This window comes from Streptomyces chrestomyceticus JCM 4735 (assembly GCF_003865135.1).
In the GTDB taxonomy this organism is placed as follows: domain Bacteria; phylum Actinomycetota; class Actinomycetes; order Streptomycetales; family Streptomycetaceae; genus Streptomyces; species Streptomyces chrestomyceticus.
Genome location: NZ_BHZC01000001.1, coordinates 7,952,585 through 7,968,667, shown reverse-complemented (window position 1 = coordinate 7,968,667; position 16,083 = coordinate 7,952,585). Strand labels below are relative to the sequence as shown.

17 protein-coding genes and 1 pseudogene are annotated in these 16,083 nt (G+C 74.2%); 9 read left to right on the top strand and 9 right to left on the bottom strand.

The window, feature by feature from the left end:
* Positions 1 to 159 precede the first annotated feature (159 nt).
* Positions 160 to 546: a nuclear transport factor 2 family protein gene (locus EJG53_RS35055; RefSeq protein WP_031006447.1), complete on the top strand. Its 387-nt coding sequence runs from the start codon at positions 160 to 162 to the stop codon at positions 544 to 546.
* Here the strand turns inward: EJG53_RS35055 and EJG53_RS35050 are convergent.
* Positions 504 to 2,164: pseudogene (locus EJG53_RS35050) on the bottom strand (CocE/NonD family hydrolase). The gene EJG53_RS35055 and the pseudogene EJG53_RS35050 sit on opposite strands and share 43 nt — an antisense overlap.
* Before the next feature lie 189 nt (positions 2,165 to 2,353).
* Here EJG53_RS35050 and EJG53_RS35045 point away from each other — a divergent pair.
* Positions 2,354 to 3,082, top strand: coding sequence for a TetR/AcrR family transcriptional regulator (locus tag EJG53_RS35045; protein ID WP_371858758.1), 729 nt, complete (start codon positions 2,354 to 2,356; stop codon positions 3,080 to 3,082).
* A gap of 184 nt (positions 3,083 to 3,266) precedes the next feature.
* Complete coding sequence (locus EJG53_RS35040; RefSeq protein ID WP_125048271.1) at positions 3,267 to 3,854, top strand: AAA family ATPase; 588 nt, start codon at positions 3,267 to 3,269, stop codon at positions 3,852 to 3,854.
* 32 nt (positions 3,855 to 3,886) lie between these two features.
* Here EJG53_RS35040 and EJG53_RS35035 read toward each other — a convergent pair whose 3' ends face one another.
* Positions 3,887 to 4,327, bottom strand: a complete 441-nt coding sequence (locus EJG53_RS35035) for a lysozyme family protein (RefSeq protein ID WP_050510595.1) — start codon at positions 4,325 to 4,327, stop codon at positions 3,887 to 3,889.
* Positions 4,328 to 4,674: 347 nt separating this feature from the next.
* Here EJG53_RS35035 and EJG53_RS35030 point away from each other — a divergent pair, with 347 nt between their 5' ends.
* The 3 genes from EJG53_RS35030 to EJG53_RS35020 all read left to right on the top strand — a co-directional run bounded on the left by EJG53_RS35030 (position 4,675) and on the right by EJG53_RS35020 (position 6,082).
* Positions 4,675 to 5,181 (top strand): DUF5949 family protein, encoded by a 507-nt coding sequence (locus EJG53_RS35030; protein ID WP_125048270.1) that lies wholly within the window; start codon positions 4,675 to 4,677, stop codon positions 5,179 to 5,181.
* A 123-nt stretch (positions 5,182 to 5,304) separates the two neighbouring features.
* Positions 5,305 to 5,499, top strand: a complete 195-nt coding sequence (locus tag EJG53_RS35025) for an antitoxin (RefSeq protein WP_125048269.1) — start codon at positions 5,305 to 5,307, stop codon at positions 5,497 to 5,499.
* Between the two features lie 229 nt (positions 5,500 to 5,728).
* Positions 5,729 to 6,082: an STAS domain-containing protein gene (locus EJG53_RS35020; protein ID WP_050510594.1), complete on the top strand. Its 354-nt coding sequence runs from the start codon at positions 5,729 to 5,731 to the stop codon at positions 6,080 to 6,082.
* Positions 6,083 to 6,146: 64 nt separating this feature from the next.
* Here EJG53_RS35020 and amaB read toward each other — a convergent pair whose 3' ends face one another.
* The 5 genes from amaB to EJG53_RS34995 form a co-directional block, all read right to left on the bottom strand.
* Entirely contained in the window at positions 6,147 to 7,682 is a 1,536-nt protein-coding gene (gene amaB, locus EJG53_RS35015; protein WP_125048267.1) for an L-piperidine-6-carboxylate dehydrogenase, read from the bottom strand.
* Between the two features lie 84 nt (positions 7,683 to 7,766).
* Positions 7,767 to 9,191, bottom strand: coding sequence for a 2-oxoadipate dioxygenase/decarboxylase (gene hglS / locus EJG53_RS35010; RefSeq protein WP_125048266.1), 1,425 nt, complete (start codon positions 9,189 to 9,191; stop codon positions 7,767 to 7,769).
* Positions 9,192 to 9,218: 27 nt separating this feature from the next.
* On the bottom strand, positions 9,219 to 10,433 hold the full coding sequence (locus tag EJG53_RS35005) for an NAD(P)/FAD-dependent oxidoreductase (RefSeq protein ID WP_125049797.1): 1,215 nt from the start codon (positions 10,431 to 10,433) through the stop codon (positions 9,219 to 9,221).
* 282 nt (positions 10,434 to 10,715) lie between these two features.
* Positions 10,716 to 11,432, bottom strand: a complete 717-nt coding sequence (locus EJG53_RS35000; protein WP_125048265.1) for a hypothetical protein — start codon at positions 11,430 to 11,432, stop codon at positions 10,716 to 10,718.
* Between the two features lie 3 nt (positions 11,433 to 11,435).
* A complete protein-coding gene (locus tag EJG53_RS34995) occupies positions 11,436 to 12,017 on the bottom strand; it encodes an RNA polymerase sigma factor (RefSeq protein ID WP_125048264.1) in 582 nt (193 codons plus the stop codon).
* Positions 12,018 to 12,362: 345 nt separating this feature from the next.
* Here EJG53_RS34995 and EJG53_RS34985 point away from each other — a divergent pair, with 345 nt between their 5' ends.
* Complete coding sequence (locus EJG53_RS34985) at positions 12,363 to 13,187, top strand: SAM-dependent methyltransferase (RefSeq protein WP_125048262.1); 825 nt, start codon at positions 12,363 to 12,365, stop codon at positions 13,185 to 13,187.
* Between the two features lie 92 nt (positions 13,188 to 13,279).
* Here the strand turns inward: EJG53_RS34985 and EJG53_RS34980 are convergent, their stop codons facing one another.
* Entirely contained in the window at positions 13,280 to 13,480 is a 201-nt protein-coding gene (locus EJG53_RS34980; protein WP_125048261.1) for a hypothetical protein, read from the bottom strand.
* A gap of 100 nt (positions 13,481 to 13,580) precedes the next feature.
* Complete coding sequence (locus tag EJG53_RS34975) at positions 13,581 to 13,784, bottom strand: CsbD family protein (protein ID WP_125048260.1); 204 nt, start codon at positions 13,782 to 13,784, stop codon at positions 13,581 to 13,583.
* Positions 13,785 to 14,022: 238 nt separating this feature from the next.
* Between EJG53_RS34975 and EJG53_RS34970 the strand changes: the two genes are divergently transcribed.
* Positions 14,023 to 15,141 (top strand): hypothetical protein, encoded by a 1,119-nt coding sequence (locus EJG53_RS34970; protein ID WP_125048259.1) that lies wholly within the window; start codon positions 14,023 to 14,025, stop codon positions 15,139 to 15,141.
* A gap of 137 nt (positions 15,142 to 15,278) precedes the next feature.
* Positions 15,279 to 15,899, top strand: coding sequence for a hypothetical protein (locus EJG53_RS34965; protein WP_125048258.1), 621 nt, complete (start codon positions 15,279 to 15,281; stop codon positions 15,897 to 15,899).
* The last annotated feature ends 184 nt before the right edge of the window (positions 15,900 to 16,083 follow it).

The window sequence follows — 16,083 nt, the reverse complement described above, 5'->3', positions numbered from 1 at the left end:
GAGCGTACGCGGACGGACCGACACGCGGCCCGCCTGCCTACCCTCCCCGTCACACCTTTCCCTCTCCCACTTTGCTACTGTTCTAGAACATACGAACTGACGGGCAGGCCGACCCACCCGGACCGGCCTGCCCGCACCCTCCCGCGTGAAGGAGCCCTCATGACCGTCTACGAGGACAACTACTCCCTCGGCAAGCAGTTCCACGCCGCGCTCGTCACCGCCGACTGGGACACCATCCGCTCCCTGCTGCACGAGGACGCGACCTGGGAGCTGCCCGGCGACAACACGATCTCCGGGACGGCGCACGGCGCGGACGGCGTCGTCGAACGTGCCCGCAAGATCGCCGGGTACGGCCTGAACTTCACCCTGCTGCACATCCTCGTCAGCCCCCGCAACATGGCGCTGTCCCTGCACAACACCGCGCAGCGCGGCGACCTGGTCCTGGACGAGCACCTGTCCACGGTGTGCACCGTGCGCGACGGGAAGATCGCGGCCATCGAGACCTACCTGTCCGACGTGGACGGCATGAACGCCTTCTTCGTCTGAGAGCGCGCCCGCTCCGTACCGGGATCAGCCTGCGGCAGCACCAGCGCCGACGGGTGGTGCAGCGAGATGACGACAGGCACCAGCCGGGTGGCCGCCGGCAGGGGCTCACCCGTCCCGGTGTTGCGGGCGAAGCGCGGGTGGGCGCCGCCACTGATCTGGAGGCGGACGCGGTGTCCGGCGGCGAAGGAGTGGGCGGTGGGGCTCATCGCCACCGTCACCTCCGCCGGGCCGGACGCGTCTGCGGCCGTGGCGGGCTCCAGGCGCCGTATCCCGTCGCAGACGTTGACCGACCGCCCCCGCTCGTCCACGTCGCAGAGCCGGGCGAAGACATCGGCGTGCCCGGTGTCCGTCGTGACCCGCAGTGCCACGGCGACCGCACCGAGGACGTCGAGCGGCTCGGTGAGCGGCGGGGTGGTGAAGGTCAGGACGTCGTCGCGGGCCTCCAAGGCGGTGTTGTCCCGGGGGCCGACGGCCCGGCTCAACAGGGGGCCGCCTACCGAGGGCGTCGGGTCGGCCGGGTCGTAGCGGAAGGAGAGCGGTGGCGCGCCCTTGGGGGCGCTGGCGGTCAGTGCGCCATCGTCATGCCCGTCGAGATACCAGCGCCGCTCCGTCGCCGCCGGGGGCCAGTCGGACAGGTCCCGCCACTCCTGACGCCCTCCCACATGGACGCGCACCCGGGTGCCGCGTAGGCCGGACGCGTCGTCGCACAGGTGGGCCCGGAGCCAGGCGAGGGTTTCGGCGAAGACTTCCGGCCAGCCCTGCTCCATCGCGGAGTTGTGCGTCCAGGGGCCGATGAGCAGAGAGGTCTCGCACCCGGCGCGGCGCAGCCGGTCGTACTGCTGGAGCGTCTGGCCGAGGCACAGGTCGTGCCAGCCCGTGATCAGGCTGGTCGGTACGGCCACCCGCGCGCCCGCCGCACCGGCGTCCGCACCTTCCCAGCGGGCGTCCTCCGGATCGGGCCGGGCCATCGCCTCGTCCAGGAACGGCACCCGGCCGCCGAAGCCGGGCACATACGCCTCACCGAGCGGCAGCGTCCGGGCGATTCTCCGGAGGTGGCGTTGCAGGCGCAGCCCGGCCCGCACCATGGCCAGGGCACCCCGGCCGTAGTGCAGCCGGCCGACCGCCGAGACGAGGGAGCTCTCCAAGGCGAACGGACCCGGGTGGCCCGAGGGATAGAAGAAGCCGCGCCAATCGTGCACGCCGACCTGGACCACCATCGCCTTCAGCTCCGGCGGCGGGTCGGTGGCGAGCGCCCACTGCGTGTATCCCATGGCGCTGGGCCCCAGCGTGCCGAGGACGCCGGTGAACCAGGGCTGCCGGCGCAGCCACGCGACGGCCGCCCGGCCGTCGGCGGCCTCGTGCTGCCACAGGGCGGGGGTGCCGCCGGACCCTCCGGTGCCGCGGCTGCTCTGCAGGACGACGTGGAAGCCCTGTTCGGCGAAGAGGATGCCGAACATCGGCGCCCACGGGATGCCGCGGCCGTACGGCGAGCGGACCAGCAGGGTGGGGAAGTCACCGGCCGCGCGGGGAAGTAGTGGTCGGTCAGCAGTGGGCTGCCGTCGGCGGCGGGCACCACGAGTCCGGCTTCGAAGGCGACGTCATGGCGCCGGTCGGGCATGCCGCGCAGGGTGCGCCGCAGCGCCCGGGCCGACAGGGGCGGCTTCTTCGCGGTGAGGTGGTGCGTCGTTGTCGTCACGGTGCCTCGATTCCTGGTGCGGACTGCTCGTCCCGGCGCGGATCCATTTCCCGTACTACGTACGAGAATAGCGGATGATTGGATGGCGGCGGACAGCAGAGAGAGGTTGCCGTGACCCGTACAGGCACATCCGGCCGTACCGCCGGAGTGGACCCGGAGGCGCTCTGGGCACCGGCCGAACGCCCCCGGCGCGGCCGTCCCCCGGCGCACAGCCGGGCCGAGATCACCGCCGCGGCCGTCGCCCTCGCCGACGCCGAAGGGCTCGGCGCGGTCACCATGCGCGCGGTCGCGGCCCGGATCGGGGCCGGCACCATGTCGCTCTACAGCTACGTCCCCGACAAGGAGACGCTGCTGGAGCTGATGATCGACCAGGTCGCCGGGGAACACCGGCTGCCGTCCGGACCGTCCGGCGACTGGCGCGCGGACCTGCGGCACTTCTTCCGCGAGCAGCGCGCGCTGATGCGGCGCCACCCGTGGCTGCCCACGGCGCTGCCCGCACAGCGGACGTTCGGCCCGAACACCCTCGCCGCCCTGGAGCACGCCCTCGCCGTCCTCACCCCCACGGGACTCGGCGCCCCGGCGGCACTCGAAATCTTCAGCCTGCTCTCCGGCTTCGTGGCGAGCCATGTCACCCACGAGCACGCCCAGGAAGCGGCGGCCGGCGCCACCGACCGCGCCTTCCACGACGCGCAGGCCCGCTATCTGCGCTCCGCCGCCGTCACGGACGCCTGCCCGAAGGCCGCCGAGGCCCTGACGGCGCCGGGCGGCACGTCCTCCCCCGACGCGACCTTCGACCGGCTCCTCAACCGCATGATCGACGGGCTGACGGCTACGGACTGACCGCGACGACGGACCGACCGTGACGGACGGCGGCGGACGGACCGATACGGGCGGACAGCGCGGGACGGACAGCGGACCCGGCAGGCGTCCGACACGATCGGCACGGGCGTTACGATGCCCCGGCGGGGCGCCCCCGGCGGCCCCGCGACCGGCCGGAACCCCGCGCGGAAAGGCAGCCGACCCCATGACGGCACACTCCACCGACAGCGCGCCCGCCGCGCCCCAGGGACCGTGGCTCGGCCCTGGGGTCGTGGTCCTGACGGGTATTCAGGCCGCCGGGAAGTCGACCGTGGCGCAGGCGCTCGCCGAGCGGCTGGCGCGGTCGGTGCACCTGCGCGGTGACACGTTCCGGCGCATGGTCGTCCGGGGGCGGGAGGAGATGACGCCCGACGCCGGCGCGTCGGCCCTCGCACAGTTGCGGCTGCGGCACCGGCTGACCGCCGTCTGCGCCGACCAGTACGCCCAGGCCGGATTCACCGTGATCGCGCAGGACATCCTGCTCGGCGAGCATCTGACCGAGATGGCCGAGCACATCAGGACCCGCCCGCTGGCGGTGGTGGTGCTGACCCCGGACCCGTCGGTGGTCGAGGAGCGGGAGGCGGCCCGGGCCAAGACGGCGTACGGGCCCGGCTGGAGCGTGCGTGACCTCGACACGGCGCTGCGCGAGCACACCCCGCCGATCGGGCTGTGGCTGGACACCACGCACCAGACCGTCGAGCAGACCGTGGACGAGATCCTCACCCGCGCCTGGACGGAAGGCGCCATCGCCTGAGCCGCCCGCTCCCCACAGCCGCGGGCACCGCTTCAGTACCCCTTCGGCGGCCGGGTCGGGTCGGCCTGCTGCACCCGGTCCGCGAAGTTCGAACCGGACTCGTCGACGCCGTACCGGTCGCGGACGTACCCGATGGTCGCGGTCATGCAGGCCACCACGTCGTACGGCGTACGGGCGGTGCCGCACCGGTGGTACGCGGCGAAGGTCGGCGGAACGCACTGGGTGGCGCCGCGGGAGCAGTTGCGCGGATGCCCGTCGGACATGACCGGGCCCCAGGCGTTGCCGTCGGTGGTGTTCACCCGCCAGCGCGGGTGGTTGTACGAGGACTCCCGCCGCGCGATCGTGACCAGCGCCGGTATGCCGTATCGGGGGTCCATACCGGTCAGTTCGCAGGCCAGCCGGGCGTAGTCGGCCATCGCCGCCGCGCCCGACGCGTCGTCGGGGTCGTGGTACTCCACCTCGGAAAGGTCCATCGGGCCCCACTCCCCTCCGGCTCCGGGTGCCGGCACCGGGCCCCGGCACCAAATTCCGGCACCGGGCCCGCCGGGAGCACCGTGTCCCGTGCCGCTGCCGGGCCTGCCGTCATGGTGCCCGCGCCCGGGACGCGCGAACCGGCCGCCGTCGCCCCCGGGCCGCCCTCCCGGCCGTACGGGCGCCGCTCCCCCGGCCGATGCCACGACGCGCACGTGGCGTACGGACCCCTCGGGGTCGCCGGTACGGGTGACCGTCCGGACCTCGTTCGGCTGGGATGCCGGCGAGGCTCCGCCAACCGGGTGAAGCGCGCGGACGACGGCCTGCGAAGGTCACTAAGGTGCCCGCCATGACCACATCCCAGGCCACCACCGGCAACCCTCCGTACAGCCAGTTGGGCACCCTCATGATGATCGGCTGGAGCGGCGCCCACCCCGAGGACGGTCACGACGTACCCTTCCTGCTCACCTACTCCCTCGGCGACGGCAAGGACGGCCCGGAGACCGGGACCGAGGTCATGGGCACCATGCTCAGCCAGGCCGGGCTGCTGGTCGGCGGCGAGCTCCAGGACGCCTCCCGCACCCCCTCCCTCCCGCTGACGCTGATCGTCGAGGCCGGGCGGGCGGTGCTGACGATGCCGATCTTCAGCGCGCAGTGCCCGGTGCCGCCGGAGTGGCTGGCGGCGGCGGACCACCGGGGGCAGGTGTACGGCATGTTCGCCACCCGGCCGTGGCCGGAGGCGAAGCCGGGCGGGCCGGTCAGCGAGGACACGCTGCGGGCCTTCGCGGGCGACGAGGGTGTGATCAAGAGTTCCGCGCACTGTCTGATCCCCGTGCGCACGCTCCAGGGCCGCTAGTCCCGGCGGCGCTCCCGGCACCTGGGGCCCGCCACACACGGGCGCGCGGCACCCCGGATGCGGATCCGGCCCGACCCGGTGACCCTGGAGAGGTGGGGGCGTCAGTGGCGAGGAGGACGACTCATGTCCGTGTTGGACAAGCTCAAGCAGATGCTGAAGGGCCACGAGGACCAGGCCGGCAAGGGCGTCGACAAGGCCGGCGACTTCGTCGACGACAAGACTCAGGGCAAGTACAGCGGCCAGGTCGACACGGCCCAGGACAAGCTCAAAGGCCAGTTCGACCAGGATCAGGGCCAGGACCAGCCGCCGCAGTCCTGATCACGTGCCGCCCCGGGCCGGGCGCCCCTGTCGAGGCGTCCGGCCCGGGGCGCATGGCCGTCCCGGAGCATCTGTCAAGAGCTAACGCAAGGCTTCACCCGTTCGAGGGATGCAACCTTGCCTGATCGATTCTCCCCATACGCGCCCCGCTACGGTTTTTCTGCACCCCGGCCCCCGGTGCCAACAGCCAGCTGCCGCTCTGCGGCCTGCGCAACCGGTGGGGGGCGCCATGACCGAACGCACCGCCGACGCGGCACTGCTCACGTACGCGGTCGGGGACCAGTTCGTGCTCGCGCTCAAGGGAGAACTCGATCTCGCCTTGGCGCTGACCTTGCAACCCGTCCTCGGTGAGGCGTTGCCGCCCCGGCCCGGCACCGTCGTCGTGAACCTCGGCCAGGTCACGTTCATGGACTGCAGCGGCCTGGCCCTGCTGTGCCGGCTCCGGGAACGGGTGGTCGACCGAGGTGGCCGTCTGGTGCTGCTCGGACCGCGCCCCGTGGTCCGCCGGCTGCTGCGGCTCGCACCGCTCGACGAGCGTTTCGTCGTCATCGAACGGCTGCTGCCCGCCCGGACCCTCAACTGAGGGCCGGACGGGCGCCGCGCCCGGAGGGCCGGACGGACACCCGGCCCACGGGCCCGCGGCGGCTCTAGAGGAAGCTCACGCCCTGCGCCAGCGGCAGGGCGTCCGAGTAGTTGACGGTGGTGGTGACCCGGCGCATGTACGCCCGCCAGGCGTCCGAGCCGGACTCCCGGCCGCCGCCGGTCTCCTTCTCCCCACCGAAGGCGCCGCCGATCTCCGCGCCCGACGTACCGATGTTGACGTTGACGATGCCGCAGTCGGAGCCGTCGGCGGCCAGGAAACGCTCGGCCTCCCGCTGGTCCCGGGTGAAGACGCTGGACGACAGGCCCTGCGGCACGCCGTTGTGCAGGGCGACGGCCTCCTCGAAGGTGCGATAGGTCAGCACGTACAGGACGGGCGCGAAGGTCTCGGTGCGGACGACCTCGGTCTGCGCCGGCATCCGTACGACCGCCGGGCTCACGTAGGCGGCGTCCGGTGCCTGGTCGGTGAGGTGCGGTTCACCGCCGGTGAGGACGGTGCCGCCGTCGTCCCGCGCCGTGTCCAGCGCCTTGGCCATGGCCGCGTGGGCGGCGGGGCTGATCAGCGGTCCGACGAGGGTGCCGGCGTCGAAGGGGTTGCCGACCGGCAGTTGTCCGTAGGCGTGCACGATCTTCTCGGTCAGGCGGTCCGCGACGTCCTCGTGCACGATCAGCCGGCGCAGGGTCGTACAGCGCTGGCCCGCGGTGCCCGCGGCGGAGAAGACGATGCCGCGTACCGCGAGGTCCAGGTCGGCGGACGGGGTGACCACGGCGGCGTTGTTGCCGCCGAGTTCCAGCAGGCAGCGGCCGAAGCGGGCGGCCACCCGCGGCGCCACCGCACGTCCCATCCGCACCGAGCCGGTCGCGCTGAGCAGCGCGACGCGCGGGTCGTCGGCGAGCAGCGCACCGGTCTCCCGGTCGCCGAGGAGCAGCCGGTGCAGCGCGGCCGGCGCGCCCGTGTCGGCGATGGCGCGGGCCAGCAGGGCGTCGCAGGCCAGCGCGGTCAGCGGGGTCAGCTCGGAGGGCTTCCACACGACCGGGTCGCCGCAGACCAGGGCGACGGCGGTGTTCCAGGACCAGACGGCGACCGGGAAGTTGAAGGCGGACAGGACAGCGGTCACGCCGAGCGGGTGCCAGGTCTCCGCGAGGCGGTGGCCGGGGCGTTCGCTGGCCATCGTGCGTCCGTAGAGCTGCCGGGACAGCCCCACCGCGAAGTCGCAGACGTCGGTCATCTCCCGTACCTCGCCGAGCGCTTCGGACCGGATCTTGCCGGCTTCGACGGTGACGAGGTCGGCGAGTGCGTCCTGGTGCTCGGTGAGCAGTTCGCCGAACCGTTTGACCAGGGCGCCCCGCTGCGGAGCGGGGACGGTGCGCCACTCCTGGAACGCCGCTTCGGCGGCGGCGACGGCCGCGTCGGTCTGTTCCGCGGTGGCGGCGGGCAGCCGGTAGAGGACGCCGCCGGTGAGCGGCGTACGGGCGGTGATCCGGGTGCCCTCCGGGACGGTGGCGACGCCGCAACGGCGCAGCCGGTCGGCGGCCAGGTCACGGAGTTCTGCGGTGCTGGGGAGCTGGGTGCGGGTGCTCACGGCGGGTGGCTCCTTCGGCGCGGGGGAGGTGACGGGGCGGGGCGGCTCGGCGGGGCCGGTGCGGGTAGGGAGTCGGCACAGCCGTCAGGTGGGACTCAGCTTGCGGAGGGCGTCGTCCGCGCCCAGCGCCTCCAGTGCCCGCCGCAGGGACGCGTCCTGCTGTGCGGCGTAGATCTGGAAGGGGTCGTGCACGGGACGGCCGAGGGCTTCGGCGAGCCGGTGTTCGTCGTAGGGCGTTCCGGTGCGGGCGGTGTCCCGGGTGCCCTGTCCGGTCAGGTTGGAGGTGAAGATCCCGGCGGCCGAGCGGGGCAGGAAGTCCTCGTAGACGATCGGGCGGGCGGTGAGCCAGCCGTGTTCCAGCAGTCCGGCCAGGTCGGCGGGCGGGTGCTGCCCGTCGCGCGGGCGGCCGGCTGTTGGAGCGTACGTGAAGTAGCCCAGCCCTTCGGCGGCGAGCCGCTGTTCCGAGCGCGGGAAACCGGCCTCCCAGAGAGGGCGGGCCACGTCCTGCCGGGTGGTGGGTCCGCCGCCGTCGCCTTCGTCCGCCGCTGCGGCGAGCCGCCGGTCCGTCTCCGTGACGAGCGCGTCGTAGCGGGCGCGGCCGGTACGGCTCAGGGCGATGCCGCGCGCCTCGACCTCGCCGAACCGCACCCGCAGGGCGCCGGTGGTCACGCTGCCGTCCGGCTCGCGGAAGGCGCGGGGTTCGTCCAGCGCGCGGAAGGAGGTCTGCCGCAGCAGGACGTCGGGGCCGTCCCAGCGGGGCGGCCCCTGGATCTCGTCGATCATGGTGATGCCGCGGTCCGCCATCCGCCGGTAGAGCGCGTCGATGTCCAGGACGCGTGGGGTGAGGTGGTTGACGTGGGTGCTGGTGACGCCGCCGATGTCGGCGGCGACGGCGGAGATCCGGGCCAGTTCGCGGTACCAGGCGCGGTCCACCGGCTCGGGGGACAGTTCGAAGGCGGCGACCGCCAGCGTGAGGAAGCGTTCCGCCGGTTCCGGCGCGAGGCCGTGCTCGCGTTCGGCGCGCTCGGCGAGGGTGAGCAGTTCGGGCGGGAAGAGGGTGCGGCGGTCCAGGAAGGTCTCCAGCCGGGCCTGGAGTCCGGCGTCGAAGAACCGGCGGTCGGCGGTGGTGAGCATCGAGGTGAAGACGCGGAAGGGGTTGCGGTCCAGCTCTTCGGGCTCGACGGGGCGGAAGGCGGTGGAGACCACCGGGACCGCGCTCGTGGTGGCGTCCCGCAGGTCGTAGAAACCCACCGGGCGCATCCCCAGGGCGGCGAACACCTGGGCCGCCTGGCGCAGTTCGCGGGGCGTGCCGACGCGGATGGCGCCGTGCCGCTCCGCGGTGACCCGCTCGATGCCGCCCAGCCGCCCGGCGTCCGGGTCGCGGCGCGCGACCTCGTCGTTCACCTCGCCCGTCACCTCCAGGAGGGTGGTGTACGCGGGGACTTCGGCGCCGTACATGGCGGAGAGCCGGCGGGCGAAGGCGGCGCGCAGCCGCCAGGTGGGGATCATACGGTCCTCCTGAGCGTGTGCCGGGCGTCAGATGATGTGGGCTTCCGGGCGGGCGCCGCCGTGCCGTACGTCCCCCTCCTCCCCCGTACCGGCGGGCCGGGCGTCGAACCGCGTGGCGGCGAGCGGACCGACGTCCAGGAACGGTTCCCTGCCCAGGTAGAGATCGCGGACCAGCTCCCCCACGGCGGGCGCCTGGAGGAAGCCGTGGCCGGAGAACCCGGTGGCGTACAGGAAGCGGGGCACGTCGGCGGCCTCGCCGATGAGGGCGTTGTTGTCGGGGGTGGTCTCGTAGAGCCCCGCCCAGCCGTGGCTGACCGGCATCGCGGCCAGGGCGGGCGCCCGGCGGCCGACGGCCTCACGGAAGGGCGCCAGCCACTCCCGGCTGAACTCCCGTCCGAAGCCCGGCTCCTGGCGCGGGTCCGACATGCCGAGCAGCAGCCCGCCCGCGCCGTCGTTGTGGAAGTAGGCGGTGGAGCCGAAGTCGAGGGTGAACGGGATACGGGGCGGTGGGGCGTCCAGCGGTCCGGTGAAGGCGATCTGGCGGCGCACCGGGGTCACCGGCAGCCGCACCCCGGCCATCGCGCCGACCTCGGCGGACCAGGCGCCCGCACAGCAGATGACCGTGGTGGTGCGGACGGTGCCGCGCGGCGTCCGTACGGCTTCGAGGGCGCCGCCGCGCGTCTCGATCGCGGTGACGGGGCAGTGCGTACGGATCTCCGCGCCGTGCCGGACGGCCGCGCGCAGATAGCCGGTCACCGCCTCCCTCGGCAGCGCGTACCCGTCGGTCGGGCAGTACGCGGCGGCGACGATGCCGTCCGGGTCGAGGTACGGGCACAGCGCGGCGGCCTCGGCCGGGCCGATGATCCGGCTGGGCACCCCGAGCGCGTTCTGTGCCGCCACCCCCTCCTCGAACAGGGCGCGTTCGGTGGCGTCGCCGAGGAGGAAGAGGTAGCCCACGCTCTCGAACCCGATGTCGGCGCCGGGCCGCTCGCCGAACGCCCGCCACGCCTCCAGGCTGCGCCGGCCGATGCGGATGTTGAGCGGGTCGGAGAACTGGGCGCGTACGCCGCCGATGGGCTTGCCCGAGGACCCGGCGGCGGGCCGGTCGCGCTCCAGCAGCAGGACGCCGCCGGCCCCGGCCTCCGCCAGGTGGAACGCGATGCTCGCCCCGAGCACGCCGCCGCCGACGATCACGACGTCGGCGCGTTCGGGGACGGGGCCGGAGGAGGCGCCCGTACTCATGTCGGCGCTGAGGCCCGTGTCGGCGCTGCGGTCCTGGGCCGTACGTCGCTCCATGCGGACGCCTTTCCGTCGGCTCGCTCGGTGCGCTGCGGGGTGCCGCCCTCCGGCGGCGGGCGGACTGCCGGTTCCGGTACGTGTGATGCCGCTGGTACCGATGGTGACGGCCATGGCCCGCCGCGTCCATGCGGCGTCCGCCCGGCCGGTCCTTTCCGGTCGCCGGTGACCGCCGTTCCGGTCCGGTGACCGGACGCTGCCGTGCCTTTCCGGTGATCCGGCGCCCGGTCACTGCCGCAGGTCGTCCACCAGCGTCGGCGACGGGCAGGGGATCTCGCCGAAGTCCTCGTCGTCCGCCGCGACGTCGAGGCGGTCGATGACGCGCTCCAGGGCCGCGGGCAGGGTGGGCGCGAGTCCGCTGTGCCACTGGACGAGCAGGGCGTGCCGGGCGGCGTCCGGCAGCAGCCGCCCGGCGTCGAAGGCGACCGGCGCTGGCAGCTCCTCGTCCGGTTCGTGGGCGGCCTGCGTCCGCCAGTAGGCCGCGTCGCGGAACTCGCCGTACCGGCGGTGGGAGAGGTACAGGCAGTAGGCGGCCGTCCGGCTGCCGCCTCCGGCGCCGAACCGCCACCAGAAGTCGGCGGCCTCCGCGCGTCCGGTGATGTGCAGCAGACAGGCGAAGACCAGGGCGCCTTCGGGGTCGATGCGGTGGTCGTCGACCAGCCGGGCCAGGCTGTCCGCGGCCGCCGCGGCGTTCACCACCAGGGCGCAGGCCAGGTCGAGTTCGTGGGCGGCCTCGTCGTGGGCGCTGGGGTAGGCGGTGGGCGCCGGGGCGTCCGGGCGGGGCCCGGCCGGGTACGCGGCCCCGGTGTCCTCGTAGATGTCGCCGGTGAGCCGGTCACGGGCCGCCACGGTGTCGTAGGCGCCGTAGGAGTCGGCGAGGACGTCGGCGGCCGCCGCCAGCAGCGACTCGATGGTGTCCCGGCCGGCCCGGTGGGTGTGCGGCATGGGTCACTTACCCTTCGTGGGGCCCGGTGCGATGCCCAGCGCGGCGGCGATCCGGCGCTTGCCCCGGCTCGCGTGCGAGCGGACGGTGGCCTCGTCGACGCCGAGCAGGGCGGCGATCTGGGTGTCGGAGTACCCGATGACATGGCGCAGTACGATCACGTCGCACTGCCGCTCGGGCAGCCGCGCGATCGCCTCGTACAGGCCCAACTGGCTCTCCAGCAGCGCGAACTGCTGCTGGCACTCGCGCAGCAGGGCGCGGGTGACGACGGCGAAGGCGGCGCTCTGGGTCAGGGCCGTGGCGCGCCGGTGCCGGCAGAGCCAGTCGACCACGGACTCCTTGAGGACGGCCCAGGCGTAGGAGTCCACCGAGGACTGTTTGAGCGCGTACGGCCAGCACAGCCGTAATCGCTGGTACGCGGAGCCGGTCACCTCCAGGGCGGCGTCCTCGCTGCCGGTGTGCAGGTAGGCGTAGGCCAGCCATTTGCGGTAGTGCGTCTCGTGGAACGCCTCGAAGGCGATGGCCAGCCGCCGGCCGGCCTGGCGCAGCGGGTCGTCGGCCGGGCACCGCGGCCGGTCGCGGGTCACGGCCGCTCCCGCCGGCCGTGGCACCCAGCGCCGGGCCCTGGTGCGGGGGCGCACGGCGGCAGGGGGCTGTCCCGGTACGTGCTCACGTGCGGTCCTCGTTCCGTTCGCCGCGGTCCGGGAGGCCGGCAGGCCCCGGCATCAGCGGGAGGGTGGCGGCCCTCCCTTCCAATGAACCGGAAAACGGGCCCGGTTGTGGCACCGCCCGGAAGAAATCTCCCCGGAAATGATGATGTGATGATTCGGAGCGGGGGCGCCCGGCCCCCGGCGCGCGCCGGTGCAGGAGCGTGGCAGCCGGGGTAGGGCTCCGGCGTCGGCCCGGCAGCCGTACAGGGAGGCGGTCCTCTGATGAGCGAGCAGCACGGTGAACCGGTGGTGGACCTGCAACTCGACCGCGCCCACTCGGCGCGCATCTACGACTACTTCCTCGGCGGCCGGACCAACTTCCTCGCCGACCGCACGGCCGCCGCGAGCGTCCTCTCGGTCTTCCCGTCGGCGGCGGTCGCCGCGCGGGTCAACCGGGAGTTCATGCACCGCGCGACCCGTGCCCTGGCAGGGGCGGGGCTGCGCCAGTTCCTGGACATCGGCACCGGCATCCCCACCTCGCCCAACCTGCACGAGATCGCCCAGGGCGTCGCGCCGGACGCCCGGGTGGTCTACACGGACAACGACCCGATCGTGCTGGCGCACGCCGCCGCCCTGCTGCGCAGCACACCGCAGGGGCGCACCGCCTACCTCCAGGCGGACGTCACCGAGCCGGCTGGCATCCTCACGGCGCCGCAGGTCAGGGAGACCCTCGACCTCGGCCGCCCGGTCGCGCTGAGCCTGATCGCCCTGATGCACTTCGTGCCGGACGGCGGGCAGGACCGGGCGCACCGGGTCGTCGAGCACCTCAAGGCGGCCCTGCCCAGCGGCAGCACACTGGCCATGACCCACGCCACCGCCGACTTCGCCCCGGAGGCGATGGCCCGGATCTCGGACATCTACGCGGCGGCGGGCACATCCGTGACCTACCGTACGGAGGCCGAATTCGCCCGGTTCTTCGACGGCTGGGAGCTGCTGGAGCCCGGCATCACGCTGGCGCACCACTGGCGCCCGGACGACCCGGGCGAGGCGACGCAGGTCACGGACGCGGTGGCCGCCTCCTACGCCGCCGTGGCGCGCCGGCCCTGAGGCGACGGCACCGGCACAGCGTCGCCGGTACGGCGGACCCGACGCGACGGGCCGGAGCGGCCGCGGGGTCCGGCCGCGGTGCGGGGCACCGGCTACCTGCCGCCGCCCTTCTGGGCGGTGAACGCGGGCGGCGGCTGAACGTCGTGGATGCTCGGGACCTGCGAGATCAGTTGCGTCGTCAGGGCGGCTGTCGCGCCGAGGGCCTGGGGCACTTCCACGGCCTGCGCGGTGGTCTGGGCGGTGGCGGTGACCGAGCCCGCCAGCAGGGCGGCGGCGGCAATCTTCTTGATCATGTCGTGCACAACGAGCACCCCGGCGCACGGGTCACCCCGCCGCCCGTACCGGTGTACGGACGGCGGGGTGCGGGCGGGGCCGGTCGGGCCGCCGCCCCGGTCAGGTGCTGCGGTCGCCCTTGTTCTTGAGGGAGTCCCGCACGCCCTGGGCCTGGCCCTTGGCGCCGTCCAGCGCGTCCTTGGCCTTGCCCTTGGCCTGGTCGGCGCGGCCCTCGCCCTTCTTCCGGTCGTCACCGGTGGCCTTGCCCATCATCTCCTTGGCCTTGCCCTTGGCCTTGTCCACGGCGCTGTTGTCGTCGCCCATGCCTGCTCCTCGGTCCGGTTGGTGGGACAGCACCACGCTGCCGCAGCCGGGCACCGGCCGCATCCGGAGGCGGCTACCGGTAGCACGGGCCCGTACCGGCAGGGTTCCCGCCGGCGCCGCCCGTACGGGGAGGCGTCCCGTACCGGCCCTCCCGCGCCGCCTCCATTGACCTCTCCGGCCGCCGGGGCCAAGGTGTCCCCCGCAGTCCCGGACCCGCTTCGACTCCAAGGACGCTCCCATGCGAAGACGCAGCTTCGTCAGCGGCCTCGCGGGCACCGCCGCGGGCCTCGGCCTGGCCGGCGCCGCGGCCCCCGCGACCGCGCTGGCGGCCGCCGCCACAGCCCCCGCGACCGGCTGGTCCGCCTCCCCCGGCTGGTCCGCCGTCCCGGTGCCCGACGCGCGGCCGGGTGCCCGGCTGTACGGCGTGGCCGCCGCCGGGCCCCGTCTCGCCTGGGCCGTCGGCGTGGAGGGCCTGAGCAACGTCGGTGAGGGGACGGCGGTCGCACTCCGCTGGGACGGCGCCGCCTGGTCACGTACGGACCTGGGGCCGCTCGCCTCGTCCGGCCCCCTGACCTCGGTGACGTGCGCCGACTCCCGTACCGCGTGGGCGGTCGGCGCCGGCGGTCTGCTGCTGGCCTGGGACGGCACGACCTGGCGGAAGACGCCGTACCCGGGCCAGGGAGAGAGCGGCACTACGGTCACCGACGTCGCGGCCACCGCCGACGGCCGGGCATGGGCCAGCGGCCGGCACGACGGGCGCGCCAGGGTGCTGCACTGGGACGGCCGCCGGTGGCGCTGGTGCGCCCCGCTGCCGGACGCGGCGGCCCCCACTCCGGGGCACGTCCATGTGACGCCCGGCGGCGAGGTCTGGGTGTACGGCGAGGTCATCGCGCGCTGGGACGGCGCATGGACCGTGATTCCCCGTACCACCGGCATCCGCGCGACCGTCTCCGGGTTGCTCCCGGTCGCCCATGACGACATCTGGCTGACCGGATACGGCTACGGCATCGGCGGCCCGCCCGGAAAGCCGCCCGGCGTCCACTTCGAGCACTGGGACGGTACCCAGTGGTCGCCGGTGAAGGGGCCGTACAGCGTCGGCCTGCTCAGTTCCGTCAGCGGGGACCCGCAGGGCCGCCCCGACCGGATCACCGGCTGGGACTTCTGGGACCAGAAGCGCTCGCACTACCTGCGGTGGGACGGCACCTCCTGGGTGAGCGAGCGCGGCCCCGAGATGCCCGAGACGGCCCTCATGACGGACCTGACGCGCATCCCCGGCACCTTCGCCTACTGGTCGGTCGGCACCACGTCCTTCTACGCGGGCACCACCGCGCGGATGCACATCGAACGCCTCGGGTGAGGGCGACGCGGACGGGCGGGCGGCGGATCCGGCGTTCACCCGTTCGCCCGTTCCGGATCGCAGCCCGCGCGGCAGGCTCCTAGCGTCCGTACGGCGGAGCTTCCCGCCTGCGCCTCCCGCGGCCGAAGGAGTTCGACATGCGCCGGCTCATCGCCGTACCGACCGCCCTGCTGGCCCTCACCGTCGCCGCGTGCGGCGGCAGCGGACCGGACGACACCGCGGCGTCCCCCGCCGCCTCCGGCTCGGGCCCGGGCGCGAGTCCCACGAACAGTCTGAAGGGCGGCCCGGACGGCGGCGGCAGCGCTCACCCGTCGGAGCCGGGCGGCTCCGCCTCCGGCGTGCCCGGCCAGCCACTGGACTGCGGCGCGCTGCCGGACGCCATGGGCGAGGGCCTGACCGCGCGGCTCTTCTCCGGCCCCGGCGCCGGGCCGACCGCGGGCTGCGCCGAGGCCCGGAGCGTGATGGCGGAGTTCTTCCACAAGGCGGACGCGGACCAGCCGTCGCTGACGGTACGGGGCTGGGAGTGCCAGTACGAGGCCGGGCCCACCGGCACCTGGCTGAGCAGTTGCCGCAAGGACGGCGGCCGGCAGCAGATGCACACCGAGGAGGCGGGCCGCTCCTCGTCGCCGGACGTCCCCGGGGAGTCGCCGGGCGATCCGGGACAGTCCGAGGCGCCGGGAGGCCCCGAGGGGCCCGGCCTGCCCGGCGGGGGTGAGGAGTCGCAGACCTCGATCCGCCTGCCCCGGATGCACGTCTGACGGCGGCCGCCGGGCTTCCGGCCCGCTCAGGTCGCGCTTTCCCGGTCCGCCCGCATCGGTGCCGGTGCCGGAACCGGTTCCGGCGGCCGTCCACGTCGATCCGGTGGTGGTGCGTCGTTCCGGGCTCGGCTCGTCGATTCGGTGGCGTTACGTCGCTCCGGGACCGGTGCGTCGATCCGGTTGC

What these genes read in the sequence shown, in the direction of transcription:
- EJG53_RS34980 (WP_125048261.1), bottom strand. Translation starts at nt 13,480, where the DNA reads ATGATCAAGAAGATTGCCGCCGCCGCCCTGCTGGCGGGCTCGGTCACC.
- EJG53_RS35000 (WP_125048265.1), bottom strand. Translation starts at nt 11,432, where the DNA reads ATGCCGCACACCCACCGGGCCGGCCGGGACACCATCGAGTCGCTGCTG.
- EJG53_RS35020 (WP_050510594.1), top strand. Translation starts at nt 5,729, where the DNA reads ATGACCGAACGCACCGCCGACGCGGCACTGCTCACGTACGCGGTCGGG.
- EJG53_RS35005 (WP_125049797.1), bottom strand. Translation starts at nt 10,433, where the DNA reads ATGAGTACGGGCGCCTCCTCCGGCCCCGTCCCCGAACGCGCCGACGTC.
- EJG53_RS34985 (WP_125048262.1), top strand. Translation starts at nt 12,363, where the DNA reads ATGAGCGAGCAGCACGGTGAACCGGTGGTGGACCTGCAACTCGACCGC.
- EJG53_RS35030 (WP_125048270.1), top strand. Translation starts at nt 4,675, where the DNA reads ATGACCACATCCCAGGCCACCACCGGCAACCCTCCGTACAGCCAGTTG.
- EJG53_RS35035 (WP_050510595.1), bottom strand. Translation starts at nt 4,327, where the DNA reads ATGGACCTTTCCGAGGTGGAGTACCACGACCCCGACGACGCGTCGGGC.
- EJG53_RS34975 (WP_125048260.1), bottom strand. Translation starts at nt 13,784, where the DNA reads ATGGGCGACGACAACAGCGCCGTGGACAAGGCCAAGGGCAAGGCCAAG.
- EJG53_RS35040 (WP_125048271.1), top strand. Translation starts at nt 3,267, where the DNA reads ATGACGGCACACTCCACCGACAGCGCGCCCGCCGCGCCCCAGGGACCG.
- EJG53_RS35025 (WP_125048269.1), top strand. Translation starts at nt 5,305, where the DNA reads ATGTCCGTGTTGGACAAGCTCAAGCAGATGCTGAAGGGCCACGAGGAC.
- hglS (WP_125048266.1), bottom strand. Translation starts at nt 9,191, where the DNA reads ATGATCCCCACCTGGCGGCTGCGCGCCGCCTTCGCCCGCCGGCTCTCC.
- EJG53_RS34965 (WP_125048258.1), top strand. Translation starts at nt 15,279, where the DNA reads ATGCGCCGGCTCATCGCCGTACCGACCGCCCTGCTGGCCCTCACCGTC.
- EJG53_RS34970 (WP_125048259.1), top strand. Translation starts at nt 14,023, where the DNA reads ATGCGAAGACGCAGCTTCGTCAGCGGCCTCGCGGGCACCGCCGCGGGC.
- EJG53_RS35055 (WP_031006447.1), top strand. Translation starts at nt 160, where the DNA reads ATGACCGTCTACGAGGACAACTACTCCCTCGGCAAGCAGTTCCACGCC.